Annotated in this window: 17 protein-coding genes; 4 read left to right on the top strand and 13 right to left on the bottom strand. The window is 33.6% G+C overall.

The features are described 5' to 3' along the window. The 7 genes from B9Y84_RS05175 to B9Y84_RS05145 form a co-directional block, all read right to left on the bottom strand. The coding region (locus tag B9Y84_RS05175; RefSeq protein ID WP_176223720.1) for an Ig-like domain-containing protein at positions 1–1,815 on the bottom strand (1,815 nt) is incomplete at its 3' end. Between the two features lie 136 nt (positions 1,816–1,951). Next, positions 1,952–3,256: a hypothetical protein gene (locus B9Y84_RS05170; protein WP_085516004.1), complete on the bottom strand. Its 1,305-nt coding sequence runs from the start codon at positions 3,254–3,256 to the stop codon at positions 1,952–1,954. After that, on the bottom strand, positions 3,253–4,293 hold the full coding sequence (locus tag B9Y84_RS05165; RefSeq protein ID WP_085516003.1) for a hypothetical protein: 1,041 nt from the start codon (positions 4,291–4,293) through the stop codon (positions 3,253–3,255). The genes B9Y84_RS05170 and B9Y84_RS05165 overlap by 4 nt, the downstream gene beginning before the upstream one ends. Then, positions 4,290–7,388, bottom strand: coding sequence for a WD40 repeat domain-containing protein (locus B9Y84_RS05160; RefSeq protein WP_085516002.1), 3,099 nt, complete (start codon positions 7,386–7,388; stop codon positions 4,290–4,292). Before B9Y84_RS05160 ends, B9Y84_RS05165 begins: the two co-directional genes overlap by 4 nt. Next, entirely contained in the window at positions 7,389–8,759 is a 1,371-nt protein-coding gene (locus tag B9Y84_RS05155; RefSeq protein ID WP_085516001.1) for a hypothetical protein, read from the bottom strand. After that, positions 8,756–11,953, bottom strand: coding sequence for a SpoIIE family protein phosphatase (locus B9Y84_RS05150; protein WP_139827945.1), 3,198 nt, complete (start codon positions 11,951–11,953; stop codon positions 8,756–8,758). The genes B9Y84_RS05155 and B9Y84_RS05150 overlap by 4 nt, the downstream gene beginning before the upstream one ends. Then, positions 11,950–14,013, bottom strand: a complete 2,064-nt coding sequence (locus B9Y84_RS05145; protein WP_139827944.1) for a hypothetical protein — start codon at positions 14,011–14,013, stop codon at positions 11,950–11,952. The genes B9Y84_RS05150 and B9Y84_RS05145 overlap by 4 nt, the downstream gene beginning before the upstream one ends. Before the next feature lie 629 nt (positions 14,014–14,642). Between B9Y84_RS05145 and B9Y84_RS05140 the strand changes: the two genes are divergently transcribed. Further along, the gene (locus B9Y84_RS05140) at positions 14,643–15,032 is read left to right on the top strand and encodes a DUF1987 domain-containing protein (protein ID WP_085515998.1); all 390 of its coding nucleotides are present in this window, start codon (positions 14,643–14,645) and stop codon (positions 15,030–15,032) included. 83 nt (positions 15,033–15,115) lie between these two features. On the opposite strand, the gene B9Y84_RS05135 is transcribed toward B9Y84_RS05140, so the two are convergent. The 3 genes from B9Y84_RS05135 to B9Y84_RS05125 form a co-directional block, all read right to left on the bottom strand. Further along, the gene (locus B9Y84_RS05135) at positions 15,116–16,516 is read right to left on the bottom strand and encodes a S41 family peptidase (RefSeq protein WP_085515997.1); all 1,401 of its coding nucleotides are present in this window, start codon (positions 16,514–16,516) and stop codon (positions 15,116–15,118) included. Between the two features lie 43 nt (positions 16,517–16,559). After that, positions 16,560–17,378: a PhzF family phenazine biosynthesis protein gene (locus B9Y84_RS05130; RefSeq protein WP_085515996.1), complete on the bottom strand. Its 819-nt coding sequence runs from the start codon at positions 17,376–17,378 to the stop codon at positions 16,560–16,562. Positions 17,379–17,814: 436 nt separating this feature from the next. Continuing rightward, on the bottom strand, positions 17,815–18,051 hold the full coding sequence (locus B9Y84_RS05125) for a cold-shock protein (protein WP_085515995.1): 237 nt from the start codon (positions 18,049–18,051) through the stop codon (positions 17,815–17,817). 259 nt (positions 18,052–18,310) lie between these two features. Here B9Y84_RS05125 and trhA point away from each other — a divergent pair, with 259 nt between their 5' ends. Continuing rightward, positions 18,311–18,940, top strand: coding sequence for a PAQR family membrane homeostasis protein TrhA (gene trhA / locus B9Y84_RS05120; RefSeq protein ID WP_085516045.1), 630 nt, complete (start codon positions 18,311–18,313; stop codon positions 18,938–18,940). Between the two features lie 4 nt (positions 18,941–18,944). On the opposite strand, the gene B9Y84_RS05115 is transcribed toward trhA, so the two are convergent. The 3 genes from B9Y84_RS05115 to B9Y84_RS05105 form a co-directional block, all read right to left on the bottom strand. Continuing rightward, positions 18,945–19,334 carry a TerB family tellurite resistance protein gene (locus B9Y84_RS05115; RefSeq protein WP_085515994.1) on the bottom strand — a complete coding sequence of 130 codons (390 nt, stop codon included), beginning with the start codon at positions 19,332–19,334 and terminating at the stop codon, positions 18,945–18,947. A gap of 103 nt (positions 19,335–19,437) precedes the next feature. Beyond that, the gene (gene groL, locus B9Y84_RS05110) at positions 19,438–21,084 is read right to left on the bottom strand and encodes a chaperonin GroEL (RefSeq protein ID WP_085515993.1); all 1,647 of its coding nucleotides are present in this window, start codon (positions 21,082–21,084) and stop codon (positions 19,438–19,440) included. A gap of 30 nt (positions 21,085–21,114) precedes the next feature. Further along, complete coding sequence (locus B9Y84_RS05105) at positions 21,115–21,393, bottom strand: co-chaperone GroES (protein ID WP_085515992.1); 279 nt, start codon at positions 21,391–21,393, stop codon at positions 21,115–21,117. A gap of 199 nt (positions 21,394–21,592) precedes the next feature. On the opposite strand from B9Y84_RS05105, the gene B9Y84_RS05100 reads away from it, so the two are divergent. Further along, complete coding sequence (locus tag B9Y84_RS05100) at positions 21,593–22,309, top strand: hypothetical protein (protein ID WP_085515991.1); 717 nt, start codon at positions 21,593–21,595, stop codon at positions 22,307–22,309. 219 nt (positions 22,310–22,528) lie between these two features. Further along, entirely contained in the window at positions 22,529–24,976 is a 2,448-nt protein-coding gene (locus tag B9Y84_RS05095) for a S9 family peptidase (protein WP_085515990.1), read from the top strand. The last annotated feature ends 152 nt before the right edge of the window (positions 24,977–25,128 follow it).

Here is a 25,128-nt window from a genome sequence, read left to right as displayed (position 1 = left end):
AGGACTTAGACAAAAAGCAGCATTGTTACCATCGGTAACAGCAACAGAATAATTACCGCTACCGGCAGGGTCACTGATGTTAATGGTTTGATTTGTTTCACCGCTAATTTCAGCACCATTTTTATACCATTGATAAGCCCCACCATTAGGAGCTGCCTGACTGGTCAAGGTCACCTCTGGGTTACTGCCGTCACAGACAGTAGATCCTGAAGAGGAGATGATAGTAGGGGCAGCTGGTGCGTCTTCCACAGTGATAGTGATTCCGACCGGGGAGTTAGAGCAACTATTGCCATCAGTTCCTGTAACAGAAACTAGGTCCCCATCTGCGAGGGTAGAGGTTGTAAAGGTATTGATAATAGAAGGTCCTTGAACAGGATTTCCATTGATAAAGAACTGATAATTAGTGGCACCCCCAGCGGTGAAGACAATAGTACTTCCATTACAAATGGTATTATCTAAATCATCACTGTTAAGCGTAACAGTCGGCAACTCATTAATAGTAATTGTATTTACATTCGATGGAGAAGTTAATATTGCTGTGCAACCCGTACTTAAGATAGTTTCTCTTACTCTAATAGTTTCGTCTGCTCCATAAGTTGCTCTTACAAATGCATCTGAAGTAATTTGAAGACTTCCTCCATTGCCTAATACTTCAGAACTGAACGGAGCATTAGAATTGTCAAGCAGTTGATATTTTCTAGTCGTACCTGTATTTGTAAGTGTAAATGTTAAAGTTTCGCTATCACAAACAGAAGTTGAAGAAGGGGTAGTGTTCGTAGTTATTGTGGTGCTGTTTACACCAGGATTTACGATCAAAGAAACAGTAGTAGCTTCACCTTCGCAGCTCTGTGCAGAATTTTCTGTAACATACACTGTGTAAGTTCCGGCAGTACTATTATCAAATCCAATTTCTGCTGCAGTGGGATTCGCTTTTTCAATTATGAATGAGGTTAGATTTGCATCATTGTACCACCGAAAATTACCTGCTCCTCCGCTTGCAACTGGCAAAGTTACAGTTTCCCCCAAACAGATTTCTTCATTTTGATTAGTTACAGATGGAGCGGGGGGAGTCGGATTTACCGTAAGATTAATGGTATTAGAAGTTTCTACTGGTAAACATACTCCAGTTATTACAGCTCTGTAATCATAGCCATTTATTGCTGTAGATGCATTGTTTATTTGTAAGGTAGGAGTATTGAAATTTGCATAATCTGCTGCATCTGGCAAAGATCCATCAATTATTTCAAATCCAGATCCTGCATTTCTCTCCCATTGATAGTTTAAAATAGCACCATCCGCAGTTACAGAAAGAGTAGCATCGTCACCTTCACAAACATCAGTGTTTATTGGCTGAACAAGAACAGTGGGGGCTTCAATACTACTGAACTCTCCAAATGTTGGAGAGGCGGGGAAATTAATAACACCTTCAAGACCAGAAGGTGTTCCTTTGGATAAATTTTCAATGCTGGCGCCACTGATGGCTCTGACTTGCAAATTTTGAATTGTAAATTCATCAATAGCGGCAGTTGCCGTAACGTCATACTGAATTTCAACATAGGATGCTGTAATAGTAATAGCATCAATGTTTAATTCATTAGACGTAAATGAATAGAAAGAGGGACTTCCAGATACAGCTTTAAATTCAAAATTTACTGGAGCATCAATTCTAAAAAATACATCAGTACCAACGCTGAAATCATCAATAGCATCTTCTGCTATTGTAATATCTCCAAGACCGTAGTAACCGCCACCAACACATATATTACTTAAATCAGCAGTGGTGATGTTGACTTGAGAATAACTATTAAAACCCACTAATGTAAATGAGATTAAAGCTAAAATAAATCTGATATAATTGTAGATGTGTTTCGTAATTTTATGGTTTAGTGTAACTTACAATATAACAAACTGGGGAGTATCTGGCAAATTTATATCTAATAATAGAATTTTACTAAAATTTTATCTTCATTAATCCTATGGCTGTCGAATTATTGTCAAATGTTTTTTGAGATAGGATTACAAGTATGTTTCCCGGCTCGCTTTCAATTTTTCGAACCACATTATCTAAACCAGTACCTCTAAATTCAAACTCTTGATTTTCAATTGGTACTCCAGATTGTGAAAATTTTAAAAGATGTGAAGTATTATTATTATCCATTTCATTTTCTTTTTTCGTAGCCATAATGATATTCCCATCACTATCTTCGGTTAGGCTCATGACTTCGTTTCCATAGTTGGAAAAGGCATATACATTTTGACCTCTATTATTATTAAATCCAGTATACTCTTTTGTAATCAAAAAAAGAGTAGCAGAATCGGTGTTTTCATAATTTCCAGCTATATAATTTTTACCATTGCTGTGATACAATATATCACCGAATTTTTCATCTCGATCTGTACCAATAAATATTGGTTCACCGGCACTCGATTCTAAATCGGTATACGCATCCCAAGTAATATTTTGAGAAGGTTCGCTTCCATCACCATCAGGATTCTCACTAATATTCTGGCCAATTACTTCGTATACGGCAGACGGAACATTACCATTCGTTATTTTGAAGAGCTCGCTATTGCTATAATTTTTCTGGTCAGGCTTCTGTCGAAATTCTATAATAGTGGAATCATTGCTATTGTTAAAATCAACAGAACTAATATTAAAGATTTGTGTCACGCGGCTGTAGTTTCCAGCGGGAGAAAGTCTTATTTGACCAACACATATTAAATTTGGAGGCGTTATCAAAAAGTCGTTTAATCTAATTAATTGGTTATTATTTTCTGGTGTTAAAACCTTAATTTCAGCTGACACTGTATCTTCAATGCTTGCATTACTAGCACGTACGGGGACGCCTTGAAGATTGGCTTTCAATATCAAATTTTGCTCAATGATATCTTGTGATTGATCAGATTTCCTATGAGCTAAAATAAATACTGAATTGTCATTTTCATTTAATTTTATGGCAACTGCTTCATCATGTTGCGGAGTATAGATTCGATGAAAATTCTGTTGGATTCCATTGGCTCCGACATCAATGATGATGATGTCTGAATTTGAATTATCACTTGATGTTAAATTCCCAACAATGATATATCCGCTTGCGTCAGGTTTACAAATGAAATCTATTGCTTCTATATTTTCTGAAACAGCATATAATTTGTCAAAACTTGGAAGTTGGTCTTCTTCCAAAGGCTCCAGATTGCAGGAAGCCATCGGCAAGAGCATAATGAAAGCTATATGGAGAAAGAATTTACGTTTCATTGGAAATTAAAAAAAGGTAAGTTAAATGTAAAAGTGATTTGGTAAACTATGTTTGTATAATCATCATCTTTAAGGACCATTCCATCAAGAATAGTTGAAGTATAAACCTCTGAACGAGCTTGTTCATTCAGATGATTTCTAAAATAATTGCTAACACCAAATTTAATTTCCCCATAATTTTCGCCAAGCTTTATCATAGTCCCTAAATTGGCATTTAATGCGAAATTAAAGATAACTCTGTCTGAATTAACTGGTATTGTTTCATTTATATTTTCTTCATCGGCTGTGGGGTCAAAATCACTTATATAATTTGATATTTCGTAAGAAAAATTAGTTCTAACAGTGCTGCCAATTTCAATAAATGGTTTCCATACGTAAAAATCTTGCATATATCTTAAAACCAAGTTAAGATTGACTCCCTCATTATTACTATCATAGGTGATAGTTGTTACGTCTTCACCACCATAATCATTAGTTTCAGTGTAGGAGTATTTCTGATTTTGATACTGTATCTCTGCTCCAGCAATAATATTTTTTGTAAGCGGATAAAGGAATTGAATACCCACTTGTGGAATTGATATTTTTGGAGTGTAACGATATTGATCTGATTCAAAAGGTAAAGTAGTCCTTCTATACTTTACGCCTATGGTATTTAGATTTGAACCGAATGTTATACCAAAAAAATACTTTATATCGGTGTCTATTTTTTTATACAGGGAGTACAATTCAGAGGGATCTTCATTTCTAATTGCTTGGTAGTCGGTTTTTAAGTTTAATAATTTAATTAATGTTTCCCTCGCTTTTTCTTGTTGATTAATATTTATGTAGGTTAAAGTAAGTAATCTAAGGGCTTCTACTTTTTCTATTTTAGTGTAACCGTCTTCCAAGCAATCAGCTAGTTTACCTGGCACTGCATAAAGATTACCATTTGAGTAATCTGCTCTCGCTTCGTTTAAACTTCTTTCACAGCTTGACTGTGCATGTAAATGCGCTGAAAATCCAACCAAAAATAGTAGTATAACAATATATTTACTCATCGTGACTGATCGATAAATTTACTTTGTTCGAAAACGGGGTTATAATTAAGGTCATCACCAATATATCTATCCCATTCTTCCTTGGTAATATCTCTTTTCATTTGTTGCTTCAAAGTTTCAGCCAAAAGCTCACTTTTGATAGGATATAATCTAAAAACCTGATCTTTACATCCAGCAAAAATATGAGATTTATCCATAAGGGCTATAGCATTGACCCATGACCCTGGTTCATTGATTATCATTGGGAATTCATCAGGATCAATTAAATTCCATATCCGAATTGTCCCCTTAGTGCTAGCTGCTATAATTTGTTTTTCAGCTTCATTGAAAGTTAAATCTGTCATAATTTCTCCATCACTTCCTCTAAGTGTTACAGAATTACGCACCTCATAATTCTCATCTAAGTAAAAAAGGTTTACCTGCCCTGAGTTATCACCGGAGGCCAGAATATTATCTGAAAAAGCCAAAGAGTGAATGGTCTTACCATTTGCTGCTCTTATTGTTGAACTGACTGATTTAGTTGTTAAATTCCATAGATCAATTTTCCCGTTATTATTACCTGTTGCAAGCAGATTGTTATCTAGGAGTTCCATATCATAAATCCTACTATTTGTGCGGAGATGTGGCTTTAATTCATTATTGGCGAATTTGTAAACATAATTATCAGATGCTGATAAATAAAAATCAGTTGTTCCTTCAATAAAGCTGATGTCAAAAGCATAACTATTTGGGACAGTATATTTTTTAACATCCCTAATTCTACTCGAGATATCAATAACGTAAAAGTCTGAGGCATCGGTAAGAGCCACTAGAATTTGATTTTCTTTATCTACATAGATTTTTTTGACAAAAACACCTTCTTCATCAAAAATGACAATACTTCTATTGGCTCTCATATTTTCAACTTCCCAAGCATTAATTCTTCCGGAAGTACCTGTAGTATACAAATACTTGTTTTTCACAAATTGTAATGAGCGGACATCAGTAGATTTACTTTTGAAAGCATTATAGTAATCGGGATCGAAGTTCTTAACAGCATAAAATAATCCGTTATAGACATCATTATTATTTTCATAACCTTCATTATTAATATTATACCGGAACCCCAGATAGGCAAGGTGTGCTCTAAGTTGATCGTCCTCCATCTGAAGAGATTTAACAGCTAGAGATTGAGCTATAGCTCTAAGGCTATATTTTTCCGAGTTTTTCTTTTCTTCTTCTAATTGGTCATTAGTTTGTTCTAATTTTTTTTGCTGTGCTTGCAACTTTTTATTTGCTTCAATTTCTTGTCTAGCTTTAACAGCTAAATCTTGTCTAGCTTGCCTCTCCACTTGTCTAGCCTCTTGAGCTAAAAGTGAACTTAACACTGCTCGCTCTCTTTCTATATTTGCTCTAATACTAGATTTATTTGCTTCAATCTTCTGCTTTTGCGCTTTTAATTCACTATCTCTTGCTATTTGTAAATTCTTTTCAGCCTCACGAGAGTTCAGCTCCGCAATTGCTCTCTGGTTTTCTGCCACTCTACTTTGATTAAAGGCATAAAATAGAAATATGAGTGAAAGAACTGCAGCCGTTCCTAAAATGGTAGCAATAAATTTTGATCTCCTCAGCCGTCTCCTTTGTAGTAGTTCCTTCGTTTCTAGTTCCTTTTTATAGGACTCTTCACTTTTGTCTAAGAAAAGGATTACCGCTTCAAAATTATTTTCGTATTGAAGTGCCCATTTTAATGTTGGCTTAGTACTATTTCTCCATTCAGTAGCTAATTGCAAGTCTGGTGGTCGCCATAAGCCACCACTGCCTTGTTGGTACTTGTTGGCCGCTTCCGATAATCGCAAATAGATTTGAGCAGATTGTGATTCTTCTTGCACCCAGTTCCTAAGCCTATACCAAACCCTCATAAGAGCTTCATGGCTAATATCTATAACTGATTCACTTGTTAATTCAACTTCATCTCTCGGAGTTAATAAGGCTCTACCAGCTATTCTAAATTTATCGATGATTTTAATTAGGGTAAATTCTTCTTCATCTACAATCTGAGCAATTTCTTTCAGAGGGGTAGGCCGTCTAATCCCATCGTTATCACTTCTTTTTTCGGTAATAGTCTTGAAGAGTTTTTCACAAATCTCTTTTTCGTCTTCATTTAATTCATAAAAGGCTTCATCAGCATGACGTGATAATGCTTCGTTTACGCCCCCAATTGCTTCATAATGTATAAAATCTAATTGTTCATTTTGGTTTTCACTTTCCTTCCAATAGTTCCAAGTTCTCATTAAGGCATGTTGCAAAACTGGGAGTTGATCATAGCGATCCCCCATTTCATTGAGGAGCCTTTGCACCAGTCTATTAGATATTTTTGCATTTCCGACTGCAACTGGCCCAGTTATAACGAGCTTTTTTTGTTCTCGAGTCATCTGTGGAATCAAGTAATGACTGTCATTGATTTTATTCGTCAATTCAGAGAACTGTTCACAATCACCCAAGAAATCTGACCTCATAGATAAAGCTACATAAATTGGAACATCTGTTTGTTTTATAGCTTCTAGAATCAGGTTTACATAGGCTAAAGATTCATTGATATGAATTGTTTCTCCTAACTTTCTAAATCTGAAAATTTCCTCAAATTGATCTAAGTATAGTAATAAATTTTTTCCTTTTAAATGTTTGTTAAGTTTGAAAAGGTCACTTAAACCTTTTGTACTTTTATGAAGAACTGCCTCAAACAAAAACTCATTAATCAAATTATGAGTTAGATCTGTTTCCTGCTCTTTACTTTCTATGTGTTTTTTGAAACCTAGAGCCAAATTCTTGATGGGGTTCAGTCCTGGTTTTGCTGAAATAATTTCCCACTCATTTCCGGCATTGGAAATGAAGCCCCCATGCAGAGTTGGTATTACACCGGAGAACATCAATGAAGATTTCCCTGTACCTGAAGAACCTAGAATATTAACAAACCGATTTTTTTCAAGTATAGCCAATACTTCATCACTCTGGCCTTCACGTCCAAAATAAAGATAGCTTTCCTCTATCCCAAAAGGTCGAAGACCTGGAAATGGATTAAATTTATTGTCCCTATTATAAATATTATTTTCTTGCACCTAAACCGCTAATTTTTTGATGATTTCAATTATTTGCTCCGGTTCATCTTTTTCAATCAATTGAAAATCTTGTAATTTCTCCTCATTTAATATAGTGTTATCATTATATAAAATATACTTACCTAATATTTCTTTCTCATTTCTAAATCCTGGCGCTTTTTTTATCTCAGCTGCCATGGAATTTAGCCATGGTATGTTCTTTTTGAAAAATAGGATAAAGAAAAATTCAGCTTTACGTAATAGCTCATAATGTAAAAGTCTATAGTCAGTTACATTTTCTACATTATCAATTAACTTAAAATCAAATTTTTTCGAAATTCTTTCGTCATTTTGAATAATCTTTAAACTCTCTGATTTTAGTTTACTGTCTGATATGACATAGATAATATCTTTCGTAGATTGTTGCTCTGCTGTACTCTTCTGTTTTATTTTACTAATATTTTCCTTAATGATCTCTTTTAATTCTTCAATTGTTGATTCAACTGCTTCTATATTTGGATATGGTTTTAATTGAACCTTTAATTCATTGTATTGAGCGTTCTTTTCAGGATTTTTACTTTCAGCAGGGCTAAACCAGATCAATCTTTTTATTTCTGGTAATTTATCAAATGCCTTTTTACGTTTTTCGCTTGTTAATCCTATAAATTCATCTGGAAAATGGATTGCTATATCACATTTTTTCATAAAAAATTCCTCTGGATCCGCCATATAATTTGCTTCGATAGAAAAATCTTCATCAGGAAAAATTTCTGAGCTGAAGGCCTTTAATTCTCTCTTGATTCTATTTCTAGAATGAAAATAGCTTTTGTTTTTATCAGAAATGAAAACTCTATTTTTAATTTCAATTTTTTCTTCATCTAATATTGACAAGGTATCTAAAAGTACATCTGCAAAAACTTGCCAGTAATTTTCATTATCTTGATATTGATTCCAGCCCTCAAAAGTTTCGTAGTTTTCTTCATTTATTAGACTGTTATCATAGAACCTATAATAGGTTGGAGTAGAAAGCGATAGAGGTAATTCTTCAATTTTTACAGGTGCCTTAAATACTTTTTTAATTTTCGAATTTATTAATGGAATGTCAAAATTAAAAGCTTGCTCTAACTCATTTGAATCTTGGTTTATATTTGATGAAAAAACCATAGCAGGCGATAGAATGTAAAATATCAAGTCTGCATTTTCAAAATCCTCTTCTGTAATTAAATCTAGTTCATTCTTATATGTAATAGTGACTTCGTTCTCTAATTTATAAGATAATCCGGTTTTTAGAAAAGTAGCGAAATAATCTACCCACCCCAGTTCTTGATCAGCACTTTTGATATTATCATTTTGCGTGAATTTTATGATGATATGGTTTAGCCTTTGATTCATAATTTAAACCCTATTACAAGTATGTCATCTGTTTGAGCGTATCCATCTTTCCAATCTTCAATTTCTTCATGCAAAATTGTTTTTTGATCCAATACATTTTTATTATGAATAGATACAAGTAATTTTTTAAAATTACCAACTAAATATTTGAAGCCTTTTTCTCCTCCGAATTGATCTTGATACCCATCAGAGAAAAGATAGAATGTTCTTTTCTTATCATCAGTTAAATCCAATTGATGCGTAGTGAATGATCGCTCTTCACCTCTTTGCTGGCCACCTATGGCATGCTTGTCACCTTTTATTCTTATTAGTTCTCCATCCTCTATATACATCAAGGGGTTTTTTGCCCCTGCAAAATATAATTGCTTGGTGACAGTATTGTAAGTGACAATAGTCATGTCCATACCATCATTAACTTGAGTTTCATCTTGCCTCAAGTCTGAGATTATGTCTTGGTTCATTTCAGTCAAGATCTCACCTGGGTCATATATTTTTTTGAGTTTAGTAATATTATTTAGCAAGTTCATTCCAACCACACTTACAATAGCTCCAGGAACACCGTGACCAGTACAGTCTACAGCTGCTAAAATTAGTAATTCTTCTCCTTTTTTGTTTGTTGCTTTATTAAACCAGAAAAAATCACCACTTACCACATCTCTAGGTAAAAAATAAACAAAGCTGTCTTCAAATGCCTTCTTTATTTCAATCTCAGTACTCATCAGCGCATTTTGAATTCTTTTGGCATAATTAATACTTGATCCAAGTTTGCTACTTGTTTCTTCTAAAAGGTCTTTTTGCTTTTTAATTTGTTGATTAGTTAATGATAATTCATATTTCTGTGACTCAATCTGCTTATTTTTTTTCTCTAGCTCTGTTTTCTGAGATGTAATAAGCTCATTTAATTGCTTTAATCTTTCAGCTTTTAAGACTTGGAGGTGAGACTTTTTCTCCAAATCCTCTAATCCTTTTGTCAATTGATCTTCAAGCTCTTTAGCTCTACTATTTTTAATGCCTATGACCGTTCGGTAACCCACAAAGCCAATTAAAAGTAGTGAAATAATACTTGTGATGTAAAACCAATTTCGCTTCCAAATTGGTGGAGTTACGTAAATGTTGATATTGGCTTCGTTTTCACTTTCAATACCATTACTATTGTAGGCTTTTAATTGAATTGTATTAAGTCCTTCTGGTAAACCAGTGAGAATGATTTTTTGCTCAATACCGATTCTTCTCTCAGATTGATTGGTACTTAAATTTCTATAGCCAAAAGACGATTTTTCAGTATTGAAATGATTTATTATTTTGGGTTCAATAACGACAATGGAATTAATACCTATATTTTTATTATTTTCCATTAGAAAAACTGTATCTACCGGATTATTAAAATTGTCCAAATTATATGCAAATGCATCATCAACTTCTACGCTAGGGGCTACTAAGTTCGGAATCTCTTTAAGTGGATTATAAATTGAAATACCTTCTTCATTGATGAACCAAATGAGTCCTAAATCATCTTTAACTGCCGATTTGAAATAAGTTGAAAACAGAAAATCACTCTTATTGTATAGTACTGGCTTCTGGTAAGACACTTTTTCATCTGTTCGAATTAGAGGGATCTTTAGAAGATAGTTTGTGGATGAGACCCATAAATTATCTTCCTTGTCATCATATAAATTTAATATGTGCTGATTCTTGAGGTTAGTGCTTAAATCGATACTTATTTTTTTAAATACTCCTTTTGGGCTTACTGAAAATATGCTCTTGTCAGTAAAGTACCAAAAACCAATTTTATTAGGTATAATATTTTTAAAATTAATCGTGTCGTTCAATGACAATTTTGATTCAACTTCTCCCAAGCTGTCTAAAACGGCTATTGTGTTGTTTTTACTAAATACAATAGTATTATTCCCTGCAGAAATTACCTTATTGAGTGCAAAAACACCATCAATCTTTTTTAATGGTTCGAATTTTGAATTGGTAACGAAAAGTTTGCCAGCACTATCTTTTGCTAAATAGCTATCCTTGCTAATTGCTTTCAGTGGCGTGTGATTACTTTCCTGTTTTAATGTGATTAGTTTGTCTTGTGAAGAAGTAAGTAAATAAATTGATTGATCAAGTGAGATAATCCAATCATTGTCGCGTTGAAAAGCATGATAGTGATAAGTTGCTTGATCTAATTTCGGGATATTGATTCGTCTGATACCCGAAACCAAATTGTAGTTTATAACTTGATCTTTTTTGACAATTAGATTACTATTTTGACCTGAAAAAACCCCTAATGTACCCTCTTCATATAGTCTAGAAAATGGGTTATTTTGAGTTATTTTGAATAAACTATTAGCACCAAGCACCCATAGATTATTTTCTTTATCTTGAAACAACGAACTGCCCTTTAGAAGCTTTTTTCCTCCTTCAGAATAAAGAGGCACTGATCTTGTTAGGTCATTGAACTTAACTGTATTCTGATCATCGATAAACCATGTTTTCCCTACATCATCGATATAGAAATCGTTCAACTTGGATTCGTTTTTAAAATCCCTTGAGATTTTACCATTGTTGAGGTTGAAGATAGCATTTTCACTCAGTATGAATATTGATGAGTCAGAAGAAACAAGTTTCGATGGATTTAAGTACGTACCAAAAGATCTGATTTTTTTACCTTTTTCTAAAATTGTTATCCCTTGAGAATGACCAATAAATGAATTTGAATTTGTGACTTCTAAAGACTGAAAAACTTCATCTTTTTCAGAAAAGTAAATACTTTTGAGCTTGTTATCTTCCCATAGTAATAGTTCGTCTTTAGTTATTAGCCAAAGTTGATTGTTGAACGCTTTCAATTGCAATATTTCCTTTTCAGAAATTTTTGTAAAAGAATCTTCAGATGGCGAATACTTCAATAAGGAATTTTGGGAAGCTATATAAAGTTCGTTTTGAAAAAACTGGATGGCATTGATTGGAATATTATTATTCTCTAAATCAATTGAAATAAATTCGTTCCCATCATAAGTCAATATACCATTTGATGTGTTGAAATATATATTTAAATCATCTCCTTGAGTTGCCGATTTGAAGTGTCTTTCACCTAAGAAATCATTTATATTATATTGCTCAGTCTGTTGCACTTGAGCAAAAATGGAAAGATTTGCGCAAAACAGAAACGTAAAAATGGTGATATAATAAACTTGTAATTTCAAGCAGCGTCCTTATTTAATTGAGTGATCATTTTTTTTGAGCTTTTATCTGGCAAGATATCGATATATTTTTGCATTATCTCATCATAGTCTTCAATAATATTCATCAAAATCAATTCTTCTACAATTAAAAATCTAACATCACCTTCACAATGTATATAAACGTTTTCTGATGGATTGTCATGATCCGATACTTTTATGATATCTCTTTTTTTATAATCAAAAAAATCAACGCCGTTTTTGGAGAAAGAAATATTTCCAGTTTCGAGTAGCCAAAACCCTAAATTAAATTCTTCTTGTAAAGATATTTGATGATCTCCTGCTTTTAACACTTTAGGCTTAAAGTACGCATGAAAATTGATAATTTCGGAAACTGATAAATCATTTAGATAAGGGGTAGTGATTAAAAATTGTATTTTATCTGCAAGTAAAAGATTGTCTTGATTAACTTGTTTTGGGTTCGCTACGTCTAAGTTTGATCGAATTAAGTAATCAATTTGTGTAGATTCATTGTCAGAGAGTCGGGAAAGAAAAATTGTGTAAAATTCAGGCAAATTGTTATAAATATTAGCTGCTGCTGTTTCCTTTAAAAGCTGATTCTTATTGAGGAACTCTGAGGCGAGTTCAAATGGGATATCGTCTTTGTAAGTATATTGTAAAATATTGAGAGCACAGGTTCTTGTCCAGCTATTAATTTGATCATACTCTTTTTTAAGGATAAACCATATCAAATCTTCCTCATTGTTAAATTTAGGACGTAAATTGATTACTGGAAAATCTTCTTGCAGTGATTCTAAGAGAAGTCTTTCTTGAGGTGAGAACAATAGCTTTAACTTGTTTTTAACCGATAAATTATCAGTTATAGCTAAATCAATAAGTAAATTTGATGCTGCATGAAGATTCATTGTTTTTTTTCTGTAATTCTTGAATATCTGTTCAGCCACTAATGAATTATAATACAATTTAATAATATTAATAATTAGGTACAGAGATTCTCTGTTTTCATTCTCAATTGCATTTTTTAAAGTTGTGAAATTCTCATTTTTACGATCAAGCTGTTCCATTAGATAGCCATTGCTTAGTAATGTTAAGATTAAATCATCAAAAAGCTTTTTGAAATACTTTCTGTGGTCATCTGTAACTAAAACGTTATGTATAATAATTTTCTTCGCAGCAATTTTCCTTAAATTACTATCGGGTTCATTTAGAGATTTAAAGAGTAATTTGTAACCATCTTCACTCGCGATATGGCAAATTAGACTAAAACAAGATTCTACAAATAGCAGGTTTTGCTTCCTTTTAGTGAATTCAATTTCTATATACTTAATAGACTTTTCTCCAATATTACCTAATGCTATTTGAGCCCAATGGCTCAGATCAGGATTTTCTAAGTGCTCAATTAAGGTAGATATGATATTGATGTCATCATAATAGCCAGCTATTATACAAGCAGGTTTCTTGATGGAAATTCTATTATCGTTTAAAAGCTTAATTGTCAAATTCTTATCATTATTCGATATTTGATTTCTGATCAGAGCCTTAATCAAAACAATATCATTGGACTGTTCAATGAATTCATACGGATTTGTAATTTCATTTAACTTTTGACCTACGTTTGCTAAGTATTTATGAATTTCTGTTAACGTTTTGTAAATAGGATTTTCTTTATCACAATCATTCAAAAGTTTTTGAAGATAGTCTGTAGCATCAATCGCAGAGATTCTCTTCAAAGTAAAAAGCAAATATTTTTGCTCGTCAAACGTCTTTTGAAAGAAATTGTGATCAAGTACCGCTATTAGTTGGTATGGCTGCTTTTCATATAATCCTATTATATTGGTATTTACATTTCCTTTTTCTTTTATAGTTTTTGATGATTTAAAAAAGTTAATGATTGTCTGGTGAATTATATTATTTAGTGCGAAAATGAGTAGCGAAAAAATAATGAGTAATACTATGGGTAAATAAAGTAATGTTTCTACGTTTTGGGGTAAGAAATCATAAATAAGTCCGAATAATGCAATGAATATGAGTACAAAATAGATTTCATAATTTTTAAAGTTCATGAAACCTTCGCTCCCTATAATATTAACGATACTTTTCTCGTTTGTTTGAGAAAAAATCATCCATACATAATAGCATAGAGGCAAGCCAATAATGAGGATAAGGGACCCGAAAATTCCAAATTCTATCCCGCTTCCTTCAGATTGATAGTTGAAATAGAAAAGGATCAAACACAATATAGAAAAAACAAGCGTAATAGAATTAAATAAGTTGGAAAAAATTACTTGACTAACTTTAGGTCTAATGTACCAGTAAGGCTTTTGGAGAAATTTATTAGTAAGAGCTGAAATAAGTACTAATACTAAAATCCCTAATAGATAGGAAGTGTCTGGGTTAAATAGGCTATATGCACCGTATAGAAATATAGATGTAAGGCAGCCAAAACACAATAGGTTTAATATATAGAGAATTGTACTATACTTTTGAACCTTACTTTTGTATAAGTTATTGTCAGTGTGCTTGTTTGCATTCATAATTTAAATCTAAACTTAAATAATTGTTTACACAACATTTTGCAAATAATCGATAAATAAGTTTAATTAATCGAATTTTTCTTACATGAATTCTTTTTTTTGAAGAAAAGAACAGGATAATGACTATTATTGTCAAATAAACTAAAAATAACTTCTTAATGAGTGTATTAGAAATTCCAGCTAAAGAGGCTGCTCCTTACGTTCGATTTGATGAAGAAAATGGGACTTTGCAAATAAAGGGAAAATCATACGATGATGATGTGGTTATGCTTTTTAATATGTTGAGATCCAAATTAAAGGCATTTGGAACAAAGAATCCTGAAAAATTAGACGTAAATATTTATTTGAAATATTTTAATACATCCTCTTCGAAGTGCCTGTTCGATTTATTATTAGACTTAAAAAGTCTTGAAGATAAAGGAACTGTTTTAAGTATTATGTGGAATTTTGTAGAAGGTGATGAAGAAATGGGAGAGGAGATTGAAGATTTTAGAGATTCTTTAGATATGAAGTTTGATATTGAACCCTTACCAGACGATCTGGCTTAAAATATTTAATTGAGAAAGGAGGCTTATAATTTATATAGCCTCCTTTTTTTTATACTGGTAGAATTAATACCTTACTATTTGTCTTATTTCAAATCAATATCATAAATTCCAAACCTTCTTTTTAATTCCATACTGCCCAATATATCCTTAGATGGAATTTCTTTGTAAGTGATTTTTCTACTAACCTCATCAGAGCCTGCCAAGTAGATTAAGGCTTCTCTTAATAATTTTTCATTCACATCACCCAATTCGAATTTAATTAGTGAATTATCTCTTAAAGGAATGTCGGGATAGAAACCTAAATCATAATCTGATTGATTTAAACTATTAAATGATTTCGTAATAATGGGTTGCATTCCCCAGTTATTATCTGGATTGTCCTCTTCAAAAAAGCTTGTTGAACCAACATTTTTACCCACTGTAGTGTCTCCGATAATGTAGGTATCCATAAATGGATTGAGACCATTTATCAATAATTCAGAGGCAGAAGCAGTTCTAGAAGAAGTCAAGACAGTTAATTGTGGACTTTGTAAATTATTACCAATGTTTTCAGCTTTGGATACGAACTTTCGATTTAAAGACTCTTCACCATATTCATTAATATAAGCTTGTTTTAATCCTTCATTATAATCTCTTTTAACGAATATATCCTGATCGGAAATATTGGATCCTATTAAACTTGCAAGATTAATTGTAGCTCTTTCAGCACCTCCGCTATTATATCTAAGGTCTAAAACTAAGTGATCTATTCCGGCAGATTTAAAACCCTCGAAAATATTGTCCATTTCCATTGCATATGCGGCACTATCTGAATCTGTCCCTACTGCAAAGAGGTTATAAACATAATATCCAATTTTTTTGCCGTTACGTGTATAAACAGTGTCCAAATGATTTGGATTTTCTGCGAATTGAATTGCGTTCAATTCGATGTTACCAAGCTCATCAAAAACTTCAGATTCAAAATCATATCTTCTTATTGTTAAGTTATGATTTTCACGGATGTTTCCTAATAGATTGTTGTAGTTATCAATTGTTAGAGTTGTACCATTTATTGCTGTAAATAAGTCGCCCCTTTTAAGACCTACATTTTCAGCTGGAGAATCATTTTTTACGTAAGCGATTTGTCCAATCACTCTGTTTTCATTTTCTTGATCCCTATACAAAATGAATTCATAGCCAGATTCCAAAGTAATACCTTGCAATGAATTAAGCAATTCCCTAAAATTAGGTTGAATCCACGAAAAACGATCACTGTTGGAGATTAAACTGTAGAAATAGTCTTCAGGGTTTTCCTCGTCAATACTCTTTCCCGGAAGATCAGCTGTCCAATAGTAATAGAGGTTCATATTATCATAAATCCAGTTATTCACATATTCATTGGTGCCATTTTCGAAATTTTGTGGTTCTGGTTCTGGTTCATTCTCTCTACACGATGACAAGACGATAATTCCAGCAAGTAAAAAATATGATAATGTTTTTTTCATTCCTTTGATATTTTTTTCGATGATAACTGCATTTTGTAAATCTCTAATTTAAGTAAAAAGTTCCTTTTACAGAATAATAGGAGTGGGCAATGAGTTTAAATTTCTCAGACGAATGGATAGCTTTAAAATAGCCACCTCTAAGACTAAGTTGGCGGGACTCTAATGTAGACTTGCCCAACTTATCGGCCCAAAAATCAACTAAAACTGCCTGTGTCGATCCAGTAGCCTGATCTTCTAATTGTTGAACATGCGGAACCAAAGTTCTACAAACGAAATCGTCTTTCTGCGAGGAAGGTGCAGTGACAGAGTATCCGAACACTTCTATTTTCTTTAGTTTCTCAAAATTAGGTTTCATACTGCTTAGACTAACCTCATCTTCAAGTACTACGATATTCTTATTGTTAGTTGTATAGTATTCAACTATTTTTTGATTGAGCGCATCCTCCAAACCTTCTGGCGGATTTTGATTCCTACTTCTCTGGATGTTTTCTAAATAAATAAAGTGATCATTTATTGAATTGACACCTCCCTCTATTACTGTGCTATCTTTAACTAGTTTAAATGTGTTAGTTTTAGCTAATTCTGGAAAACGATCTGATAAAAATACAGTTGCAGCCATGGCGCCATGGCCGCACAGACCTATTTCAGCATCTGGAGCGAACCAACGAATAAGAAACTCATTTTCCTTTTCTGTTCTCCATAAAAATGTAGTGGCAGGTTGCTGTAAATCAGTAGCAATCGATTGTAATTTATCATCTGACAATTTTTCATCTAGTAGTATAATGGCCGATGGGTTACCAAGGGCACTTATTGAAGAATTGGAAAACACATTGATGATAGCATATGGAAATTCTGATTTCATATCGATGTTTTGTTAAAGTAAAATAACTAAAAGGAAAAGTACTGCCAATAGAAGGGCGACCCATTTTAAATAATTTCGATAACTAGCACGAGGGAACTCATACTGGCAAATCGGACAGATTTGAGCATTCTTTTCAATCATCATAGCACAAGAGGGGCATTCTTTTTTCATAGCAATTAAGTTGTACAAAAGAAGTGAAGATATCAGTCTGCTATTTAGTTCATATTAGATTTATTCTCAAAAAAATATTGGAAAATATTATTGAATACGCTTGTAACTATCGATTTGAATACCTATATTCATATTAACGAGTCGGGAGGTTGCCTCTCAAACGTTATCAAGAGGTAGGATAAATGATAAATTACTATCATTATCACCCCAAAGGCGAGTTTAAGCTCGCCTTTTGATTTTTACGGGGTAGTAATTTTTTAAAGAATTAGCTTTCTTTATTTTCGGAATTATCTTCCTTGTCTTTTCTCTTATCTTTTTTGGGCTCTTCCGGAGGGCTATCTAAAATATTTCCGTACTCATCAACATATGCAATCATGTCATCCAAGTCACCGCCTTTTGATTGTTCTTTGCGCAATTCTTTTTTCTCTTGTTTCTCTTCTTTTTTCTTCATGCGCTTTTTCTCTTTCTGTTTCTTGATAAAGCTATTTTGCGATCTTGCCATAAAGTGGGGTTTTAATTAGTAGTGTAAGACAAGTATTTTACTTGAATTTAAAAAATCCCTTTTGAGAGGGGTTCAAAGTGGGATAACCATGGGAAGGTATCTAAAAAAGATAGATGCAAATGGTCAAACTTGCTTTGAAAGACAGCAAAGCTACCAAAAAGCTTTCAAAATAACTATTATTTGAAGAGATCTGATAACTTATATCCTTGTATTGCTAAGCGATAAGTCATACTTTTGGTTCACAAAAACCATTAAAATTTTGAAAAGACCTCAAACGATAGAAGAAGAATTAGCTAACAGCCTTACGCACGGCTTTGGAATATTATTTAGTGTAGTGGCCATATCATTGCTTATTACTTTTTCTGTACTGGAAGGAAGCATTTTCCATATTATCAGTAGCAGTTTCTTTGGGGGTGCGTTTTTATTGATGTACACTTTTTCAACGCTCTACCATGCTATTCAGCACCAAAAAACGAAAGCAATCTTGAGAATCTTCGATCACATTAGTATTTATTTTCTGATAGCAGGTACCTATACCCCTTTCCTAATTCTAGGAATAGGCGGTACTATGGGGTGGCTAATGTTTGGGATCGTCTGGGGAATTGCTGTATTTGGGACAGTTTTCAAAATATTTTTCACTCATCGTTTCCCTAAACTTTCCTTATTTCTATACCTAGGAATGGGATGGATAGCAGTATTTATTGCTAAGCCGTTATATGAAGAGTTATCAACTACAGTGCTGTTATTGCTAATAGGAGGTGGGCTTAGCTATACGCTTGGTACTATTTTTTATACTAATCATAAAATGCGTTATGCTCATGCAATATGGCATATATTTGTGCTGATAGGCACTATTACGCATTTTATAGCAGTCATGTATTTGCTCTAGTAATTTAGAAATCAGATTCTCTAATATTTAATAGTTTTTTTATGGCTTCCATTGTTTTGGTTTCCATGTCATGGATGAAACCGTCTGCCATAATAACTTCTTGTAAATCGTTCATGATTCGATTGGCATTGATGCTATCATTTCTGTAATGCAGATAATTATGATATATGATATGATTAATATCGGAATCTGACAGCTCTTCATATTCATCCTTCAAACCTATGAATTTTGTTCTAAGCTGGTCCATGTCGTCAATGTCGGGGAAATAGTCTTCCATTTTTGAAAGGATAACTTCAATTTCTGACCCTTTTAGACTATAATCTGAACTCCCTACATGAATTAGTAAGAACAAAATAAAGCTTTCGTAATTCTTGAAAATATGATGCTTGTCCATTTCTTAATTTCTTTTACGTAAATCTAAGGTATTTAAAGAATAAAAAATAAAAAAGGCTTTGTCAATCGACAAAGCCTTGATTTTCTTCTTTAAAAATGGGGAATTACATCATTCCACCCATTCCACCCATTCCGCCTGGCATTCCGCCACCTTGCATTCCGCCACCAGCATCTTCATCCTCTTCATCAGAAACCACACATTCTGTAGTCAATAATAATCCGGAAATTGAAGCTGCATTTTCAAGCGCTAAGCGAGTTACTTTGGTTGGATCGATCACACCAGCTTTAAATAAATTCTCATATTTATTTTCACGTGCATTATATCCGTAATCATCTTTTCCTTCTAATACTTTATTGATGATCACTGAACCTTCAAGACCTGCATTTTCAACGATAGTTCTTAAAGGTGATTCAAGCGCTAGTCTAATGATGTTAACACCAGTTTCCTGATCTTCATTTTCAACATCAACTTTATCTAATGCTTTGATAGCTCTTAATAGTGCAATTCCACCACCTGCAACAATTCCTTCTTGAACTGCAGCTCTTGTAGCATGTAAAGCATCATCAACTCTATCTTTCTTTTCTTTCATTTCTACTTCAGTAGCAGCACCGATGTACAGGATTGCTACACCGCCAGCTAATTTAGCCAAACGCTCTTGTAACTTTTCTTTATCATAATCAGAAGTGGTATTTTCCATTTGAGATTTGATTTGACTCACTCTCGCTTGGATATCTTCTTTTTTACCAGCACCATTAACAATAGTAGTATTGTCTTTATCGATAGTGATTTTTTCAGCAGTACCTAAGTACTCCAAAGTAGCGCCATCTAATTTGTAACCTCTTTCTTCAGAAATTACAGTACCACCAGTTAAGATCGCAATATCTTCTAACATTGCTTTTCTTCTGTCTCCAAAGCCCGGAGCTTTAACAGCAGCAATTTTTAAAGAACCTCTAATTTTGTTTACTACCAAAGTAGCTAAAGCTTCACCTTCCACTTCTTCAGAGATGATTAATAAAGGCTTACCAGTTTGAGAAACTGCCTCTAATATTGGAAGCAATTCTTTCATGCTACCAATTTTTTTGTCATAAATTAAGACATAAGGATTTTCTAGTTCAGCTTCCATTTTTTCCGTGTTGGTCACGAAATATGGAGACTGATATCCTCTGTCAAACTGCATACCTTCTACAGTTTTAACTTCAGTTTCAGTACCTCTAGCTTCTTCAACAGTAATAACACCATCTTTACCAACTTTGTCCATTGCTTCAGCAATCATTTTACCGATTGTTGCATCGTTGTTAGCAGAAATAGTACCTACTTGCTCGATTTCGTTGCTGTTTGAAATATCCTTAGATTGTTTTCTCAAGTTTTCAACTACAACCTTCACGGCCTTGTCGATCCCTCTTTTCAAATCCATAGGATTGGCACCTGCTGTAACGTTTTTCAATCCGTGCTTATAGATAGACTGCGCTAAAACAGTAGCAGTTGTAGTACCATCACCAGCTTCGTCAGCTGTTTTGGAAGCTACTTCTTTCACAAGCTGAGCGCCCATGTTTTCAATAGGATCTTTCAATTCGATTTCTTTTGCTACTGAAACACCATCTTTGGTTACAGTAGGAGCACCGAATTTTTTATCCAAAATCACGTTTCGACCTTTTGGTCCTAAAGTTACTTTAACCGCGTTAGCTAATTTGTCAACGCCTTTTCTTAAGCCATCTCTGGCTCTTAGGTCAAATGAAATATCCTTTGCCATAGTTTTATAATGTTTTTAGTTAAATTTTTTTTAAATAGTACCGAAAATGTCGGAATTCCTCATGATTAAATACTCTTTTCCTTCAAGAGTGAATTCTGTTCCAGAATACTTACCGTATAAAACAGAATCACCCACCTTTACAGTGACAGGAGCATCATCTTTTCCTGGGCCTACTGCAACGATTGTACCTTGTTGTGGTTTTTCCTTTGCAGTATCTGGAATAATGATACCAGAAGCTGTTTTTTCTTCTACCGGAGCTGGTTCCACTAGAACCCTATCCTCGTTTGGTTTAAATGATACGTTTGACATTTTTAGTTATAATTTATGTTTTGATTTTGTTTTAATCTGCATTGCTGATAACATTAAATGTGCCACTTACAAAAGCGTGTCAAAATTGCAGGGTTTTCAATCTAAAAATGTCATGTAATATTATTCGAGATATCGTTTATGAACTTTTGACAGATTTTGGTTATATTACTATGTCATTTTAAGTTAAAATTATTGAAACATGAAAAAGTTAGCAGATGATTGGATAACGCAAGGAAGTTTAGATTTTGAATACAAGAAGTATATTCTTTTGGCTTATCTTCAGCAAGTGGGTAATTCATTTGAGCAACATAAACTGTATCCCACTTTTGCTGAGTTACTGATGCATTATAACAATGCTTTTCAATTAAAAGCTGGCAAGCAAAAACTATGGAAGTCATTTCCTAAAGAGTTGACACAAATTGATTTGAAGAATTTCAGGATGTTTTTCGAGTCAAAAATAGAAGAAGATCATCAGCTTAAAGAACTTGAAGATATTCTTGATTTCACTATAGATAGTTTGAAATCCCATATCACAATCGGAAAAGATATTTTTGATGAAGTTGAAAAGCATTTGATCATCGAACCAGTTGGTGTTAAAGCACTAGAAGAAAACGAAGGCTTATTACTTATAGATCCTCAATATGACCCTTTTTACCATATTTACCAGTATCGAATTACAATATTTGAAGCAGCAGAAGAGAAATTCAGAGGGCTTCAAACTGTCTTTATTGATAAAGTAAAAAAATCTATTGGCACAACATTAGAACAGCTCAAAATCCAAGTGTTGAAAAATATTAGACTGGTTTCTAATTATTCTGCTTTTCGCGTTGTAGCCATGCAGCCCTATCCATATGAAGAAACGCTTTTGCCTATTGTGAAACGAAGTTTTTCAGGGTATTTAGAACATAATTTGTAATGATGTAAAAGAGGTCAAGAAAACTCTAAACCAATGACTTTGTCAATTTTGCAGGTGTTTTTTGCCATTAAACATTTAGTTTTTCCTTTGACGTATAAGCCATAGCAATTCCCACTGGGTTTATATAAGTTTATCTAAAAGGGATATTTAATCTATGATGAATGAAATCTAGTCTTGTGCCTTAAAATATGATTTAGTTTAAACCAAAAATTACAGATTATGAAAAAAGTGTTATACCTGATATTACTAATATTTTTTAGCTGGAATTTAACAGCCCAAGAGAATCTACAATATCAAGAACCTCCAAATGAGATATTGGAATTAGTGAATGCTCCCTTAGCCCCATCGGTTCTTATTGACAATAAAGGCGAAAATGTGGTGCTTATTTTCAGAGACCCTTACAAATCAATAGCCGAGTTGTCTGAAGAAGAATTGAGATTAGGAGGTCTACGTATTAATCCAAAAACCAATATTGGAAGCCGTACGCGTTACTACAATGATATTAAAACTAAAAAAGCACTTAAGGATAATATCGTGGCCGTAGAAGGCTTGCCCGAAAACCCTAGATTAGCAAATTTTAATTGGTCACCAGACCAATCTATGATCGCTTTTACGCACACAACAGCCACTGGTGTTGAGATTTGGATCCTTGATATTAATAAGAGTCAAGCAACTAGGCTGATGAGTGGAACCGCAAATGCAAATATGGGTAACCCCATACAGTGGAAGAAGAATAATGCAGGGCTCTTCGTCAATGTTTTACCCAAAGATAGGAAAGAACTTATTAATGCAGGAGATGCAATACCAAGCGGTCCAGTTGTTTCAGTGAGTGACGGGGAAAAGGCCCAGAACAGGACTTATCAAGATTTATTGAGCAATCCTAATGATGAATTCAATTTTGAGCAATTAGCGAAATCTAAAATAGTTTCGCTGGACTTAAAAGGCAATGTTTCAGAATTCCTGCCCACTGCCATGTACTCTGATGTTGCCGTTTCTCCAAACGGTGAATATGTGATGGTAAGTAAGATCAAGACACCATTCTCGTACTTAGTTCCATACTACAGATTTCCAAATGAAACTAATGTATACGATATAGAGGGTAATTTAATCAATAAGGTAATGGATGTTCCTCTGCAAGAAGTCTTACCCAAAGGATTTATGTCAGTGAGGACGGGCAGAAGAAGTATGAATTGGAGAAATGATAAAGCTGCTACTCTAGTCTATGCCAAAGCACTAGATGAAGGTGACCCTGAAAATGAAGTAGAGTTCAGAGATGAGGTTTATCAGTTGGAGGCTCCTTTTAATGGAGAAGGGAAGCCGTTATTAAAAACGATTAATAGATATCGTTATATCCAGTGGGGGAACGATAATATAGCAATTGCTTATGATTATTGGTGGAATTCTAGAAATATGAAGGCCTACGTTTTTGATCCTTCGAATAATGAGGCAGAACCCGATATTCTCTTCGATCGAAACTATCAAGACTTATACAATGACCCTGGCAGCTTTGTGACGACCAAAAATAATTTCAATGAATATATTCTTGAAATGGATGGTGACAAAGCTTATTTAATGGGTGAAGGGTATACTCCTGAAGGTCAGTTTCCATTTGTAGATGAAATTAATCTGAATAGCAAAAAGACCAATCGACTTTATGTGTCAAAATATACTGATAAGTTGGAGAATTTGTATTCCTCGATCGATATGAAAAAAGGAACTGTTTTGGTTAGAATAGAAGCTCAAACAGAATACCCTAACTACTACTTCAGAAATATTAGAAAGAAAAATGATTTAAAGCAAATCACATCGTTTGAAAACCCATTCAAAAGTATGCAGAATGTCCATAAGGAAGTCATCAGTTATAAGAGAGAAGACGGTTTGTCATTGGATGGTACATTGTATTTGCCAGTAAATTATGATAAAACAAAAAAGGAGAAGAAGCCAATGATTTTATGGGCTTATCCACGGGAATATAAAGATAAAAGCAGCGCAGGTCAGAACACCTCTAATCCCAATGAATTTATTTACCCCTATTACGGAAGTCCAATTTATTGGGTAACGCAAGGATATGTAGTATTAGATGGGGCTGCTTTTCCAATTGTGGGAGAAGGTGAAGAAGAACCAAACGATACTTTTCGAAAACAGTTAGTTGATAATGCACAAGCAGCCATTGACGCTGTAGACGAAATGGGATATATAGACAGAAATCGAATAGCAGTAGGAGGGCACTCTTATGGGGCTTTTATGGTAGCTAATTTACTTTCTCATTCCGATCTGTTTGCCGCTGGAATTGCTAGAAGTGGTGCTTACAATAGAACCCTTACGCCTTTTGGTTTTCAAAGTGAAGAGCGATCTTACTGGGACTCTCCTGAGACCTATTATGAAATGTCTCCTTTTATGCATGCCGACAAAATGAAAACTCCTTTATTATTGATTCATGGTCAGGCAGATAATAACTCTGGAACTTATCCTTTACAAAGTGAGCGATATTTTAATGCCTTAAAGGGTTTGGGTGCTACAGCTCGTTTAGTAATGTTGCCCAAAGAAAGTCATGGTTACAATGCCAAAGAAAGTATTATGCATATGTTATGGGAGCAACATCAGTGGTTGGAGAAATATGTGAAGAATAAGCAAGACGTAGATGCACAAGAGAATTCCTCTAAATAATTTTTATGTGAGAATTATCTTGGGCTGATTGTACAGAATGTACGTATGTCTAAATAATAAAACCTGTGATTTTCTAATTCACAGGTTTTATTTTGACTTGCATTCCAACCTATTGTCTAAATATTAAGTCATTAGTCTGATTGTTTCAATAA

It is taken from the genome of Marivirga sericea (assembly GCF_900177665.1).
In the GTDB taxonomy this organism is placed as follows: domain Bacteria; phylum Bacteroidota; class Bacteroidia; order Cytophagales; family Cyclobacteriaceae; genus Marivirga; species Marivirga sericea.
This window is presented reverse-complemented; position numbering and strand designations above follow the sequence as displayed.

Coding starts and splice junctions, on each gene's coding strand:
- B9Y84_RS05130 (WP_085515996.1), bottom strand. CDS start 17,378: ATGAAATCAGAATTTCCATATGCTATCATCAATGTGTTTTCCAATTCT.
- B9Y84_RS05155 (WP_085516001.1), bottom strand. CDS start 8,759: ATGAATCAAAGGCTAAACCATATCATCATAAAATTCACGCAAAATGAT.
- B9Y84_RS05105 (WP_085515992.1), bottom strand. CDS start 21,393: ATGTCAAACGTATCATTTAAACCAAACGAGGATAGGGTTCTAGTGGAA.
- groL (WP_085515993.1), bottom strand. CDS start 21,084: ATGGCAAAGGATATTTCATTTGACCTAAGAGCCAGAGATGGCTTAAGA.
- B9Y84_RS05145 (WP_139827944.1), bottom strand. CDS start 14,013: ATGAACTTTAAAAATTATGAAATCTATTTTGTACTCATATTCATTGCA.
- B9Y84_RS05100 (WP_085515991.1), top strand. CDS start 21,593: ATGAAAAAGTTAGCAGATGATTGGATAACGCAAGGAAGTTTAGATTTT.
- B9Y84_RS05095 (WP_085515990.1), top strand. CDS start 22,529: ATGAAAAAAGTGTTATACCTGATATTACTAATATTTTTTAGCTGGAAT.
- B9Y84_RS05125 (WP_085515995.1), bottom strand. CDS start 18,051: ATGGCAAGATCGCAAAATAGCTTTATCAAGAAACAGAAAGAGAAAAAG.
- B9Y84_RS05170 (WP_085516004.1), bottom strand. CDS start 3,256: ATGAAACGTAAATTCTTTCTCCATATAGCTTTCATTATGCTCTTGCCG.
- B9Y84_RS05135 (WP_085515997.1), bottom strand. CDS start 16,516: ATGAAAAAAACATTATCATATTTTTTACTTGCTGGAATTATCGTCTTG.
- B9Y84_RS05140 (WP_085515998.1), top strand. CDS start 14,643: ATGAGTGTATTAGAAATTCCAGCTAAAGAGGCTGCTCCTTACGTTCGA.
- B9Y84_RS05115 (WP_085515994.1), bottom strand. CDS start 19,334: ATGGACAAGCATCATATTTTCAAGAATTACGAAAGCTTTATTTTGTTC.
- B9Y84_RS05165 (WP_085516003.1), bottom strand. CDS start 4,293: ATGAGTAAATATATTGTTATACTACTATTTTTGGTTGGATTTTCAGCG.